Raw genomic sequence first — 2666 nt, 5'->3', positions numbered from 1 at the left:
GTGCCTGAACGAGAACTCAGTTTAATCTTCTTAAACAATATGTTAGACTCTGGCCCCATGGTCGAAGATGTCATGCTACGAACTCGGTCTAGCGCAGCTGACAACCAGGCTCATCGCCTAACCGACTGATTTTTCGTCGCTAGCGCCGATGCTGGCGAATGAACCCGGAATTGAACCGCAAAAACGTCGTCATTGCCTCATTGCCATGCGAGAGCTCATCAAGTCCCAATTGCAACTCGGCGAACAAGACATTGGCGCCATCCACATTGATGCCCGCTCACGCGATGACATCCCGCGCCTGCTGCGTGGCTTGCAGTTCATCTACACCACCCCTGAGCTGCGCGAGCAGGTCTTTGCCATCCTCAGCGAGGTGCTGCCGCAGCGCCCTAACGGCGAGGGGCCGGTCAGCGCGACGAACGGACGGCCGGGAATGACCCAGTGGTCGATCCTCGTCTTGAGCACGCTGCGCTTAGGGCTGAATACGGATTATGACCGCACCACCGAGCTGGCCAACCAGCACCGCACGGTGCGCCAGATGCTCGGGCACAGCGACTGGAGCGATGGGCCCCTGTGGCACGTGCAGACCCTCAAAGACAACCTGCGCCTGTTCACCCCCGAGGTGCTGGAACGGATCAACCAGGTCGTGGTGGAAGCCGGCCATACGCTCGTAAAAAAAGCCCAGACGACGCACTTGAAGTGCGCTGCGACTCCTTCGTTGTCGAAACGAACGTCCACTATCCCACCGACATCAACCTGCTCGCCGACGCCATCCGCAAGGTCATCGCGACCAGCGCCGCCCTTTCAGAGACCGAGGGCTTGAGCGACTGGCGCCAGAGCGCCGACAATCAGCGCTGTGTGAAAAAGGCCTATCGGCGCGCCCAGCAGCTCAAGCGCTCCAGCGCCAAAGACCCCGATAAGCGCGCTGCGCGCCAGGAACAGATTCGCGAGGCCCACGCCGATTATCTGGCCCTCTGCGAAGGTTTTCTCGAGCGCGCAAAGCTCACCCGGATCAAGCTCCAGCACGGGTTTGGGCTGCCAGAGGCCATGTTCAGCGCCCTCGATGACGACGTGGCCCACGCCGAGCGGCAGATCGACCAGATCCGCCGGCGCGTACTCCAGGGCGAGCGCATTCCCCACAGCGAGAAGGTCTTCTCCATCTTCGAGCCACACACCGAGTGGATCAGCAAAGGCAAGGCCGGGGTCCCGGTCGAACTTGGGCTGCGGGTGACGGTGAGCGAAGATCCGTTCGGCTTCGTCCTCAATCACCGCGTGATGCAGGGTGAAACCGATGATCAGGTTGCCGTCCCCGTGGTCAAGGATCTGGCACGTCGTTACCCCAGCATCGCCAGTGCGAGTTTCGATAAGGGCTATCACAGCCCCGCCAACCAACAGCGCTTGGCCGAGGTGGTCGACTTCCCGGTGCTGCCCAAGAAAGGCAAGTGCTCTGCGTCTGAGCACGCCCGCGAGCACAGTCCGCGCTTTGAGCGCCTGCGCCGACGTCACTCGGCCGTCGAGTCGGCGATCAATGCGCTCGAGGCGCATGGCCTAGACCGCTGCCCGGATCACGGCATCGATGGCTTCAAACGCTATGTGGCCCTGGCTGTGGTCGCGCGCAATCTCCATCGCCTGGGGGCGATCTTGCTAGCGCAGGATGCCGAGCAGGAGAAACGTGAGCGAAAACGCGCGGCCTGAGCCGCATGTGGGCTGAATGCAGAGCCACTCGAGGGAGTGGTGTGTCTCATCAATGGGAATGATGAGATCCATTCTCATTCTGGCGACTGATTCACTCAGCTTGGGCTCAATCTCAATTGATCAGGACAGTTTCCGTCGCTCTCCGATTTCTTCAACGATAAGCTGGCTAAGCCGTTTCGCTGGACCTATACCGGCAAGCCGCTCGCGGCTTGATTGGCTAGTCGGTATCAGGATTTTCACAGCGGAGCACTAGAACAATTCATCCGCGAGACCCACGAGATGCACATGGCCGGCGCCGTTTCCCTTAGTATCCACGCATGATCAAGGACTTCGCAGACAAACGAACAGCCGCGATTTTTCACGGCATTGTCATCAAGAGAATGGATCGCAGCCTTCAGGACGCAGCTCGGCTCAAGCTGACTATCCTGCATCATGCCGTCAAGATTGACGATCTAAGGCTACCGCCGTCAAACAGGCTGGAAAAGTTGGCTGGTGATCGCCAAGGCCAATGGAGCTTCAGAGTCAACCGGCAGTGGCGGATCTGCTTTCGATGGAGCGAAGGTGCCGCGTTTGATGTTGAATTGGTTGATTATCATTGAGGTGTCATCATGGGTTTTCGCATTGAAGAACTGAAAACCATCGATTTTTCTGACATTGCCACGGGGGAAAGATTACCCGTCGTGACCCCAGGCGATGTCCTTCAGGACTACCTGAACGGCGCAGGCATCACCCCCACCCAGCTTGCTGAGGCCACCCACATGCCCAAGACACGGATCAACGACATCCTGAAGGGTAGGCGCGCCATGACGGCAGATACCGCGCTGCGCTTGGGGCGATTCTTCAGCACCACGCCACAGTTTTGGATGAATCTGCAATCAGGATACGACCTGGTCACTGCAGCGCATTCCGTGGCAGAGGAACTGGAGCACATTCGTGCCTGCGGTGGATGACATGTTCTTAGAGTTATGAGAGAC

3 protein-coding genes are annotated in these 2666 nt (G+C 58.8%); all 3 read left to right on the top strand.

Annotation, left to right across the window (positions count from 1 at the left end):
* Positions 1-205 precede the first annotated feature (205 nt).
* The 3 genes from VBE63_RS27045 to VBE63_RS27035 all read left to right on the top strand — a co-directional run bounded on the left by VBE63_RS27045 (position 206) and on the right by VBE63_RS27035 (position 2642).
* Positions 206-1692, top strand: a protein-coding gene (locus VBE63_RS27045) for an ISNCY family transposase (RefSeq protein ID WP_323686094.1) whose coding sequence is annotated in 2 segments (ribosomal slippage) — positions 206-662 and positions 662-1692 — 1488 coding nt in all. Because the reading frame shifts where the segments join, the coding sequence is not laid out codon by codon here.
* A gap of 317 nt (positions 1693-2009) precedes the next feature.
* Entirely contained in the window at positions 2010-2291 is a 282-nt protein-coding gene (locus VBE63_RS27040; protein WP_323686093.1) for a type II toxin-antitoxin system RelE/ParE family toxin, read from the top strand.
* A gap of 9 nt (positions 2292-2300) precedes the next feature.
* On the top strand, positions 2301-2642 hold the full coding sequence (locus VBE63_RS27035; RefSeq protein WP_323686092.1) for a HigA family addiction module antitoxin: 342 nt from the start codon (positions 2301-2303) through the stop codon (positions 2640-2642).
* Positions 2643-2666: the final 24 nt, after the last annotated feature.

This window comes from Lamprobacter sp., assembly GCF_034860625.1.
In the GTDB taxonomy this organism is placed as follows: domain Bacteria; phylum Pseudomonadota; class Gammaproteobacteria; order Chromatiales; family Chromatiaceae; genus Lamprobacter.
Note: the sequence above shows the minus strand (reverse complement) of the source record. Positions and strands in the feature narration are given on the sequence as shown.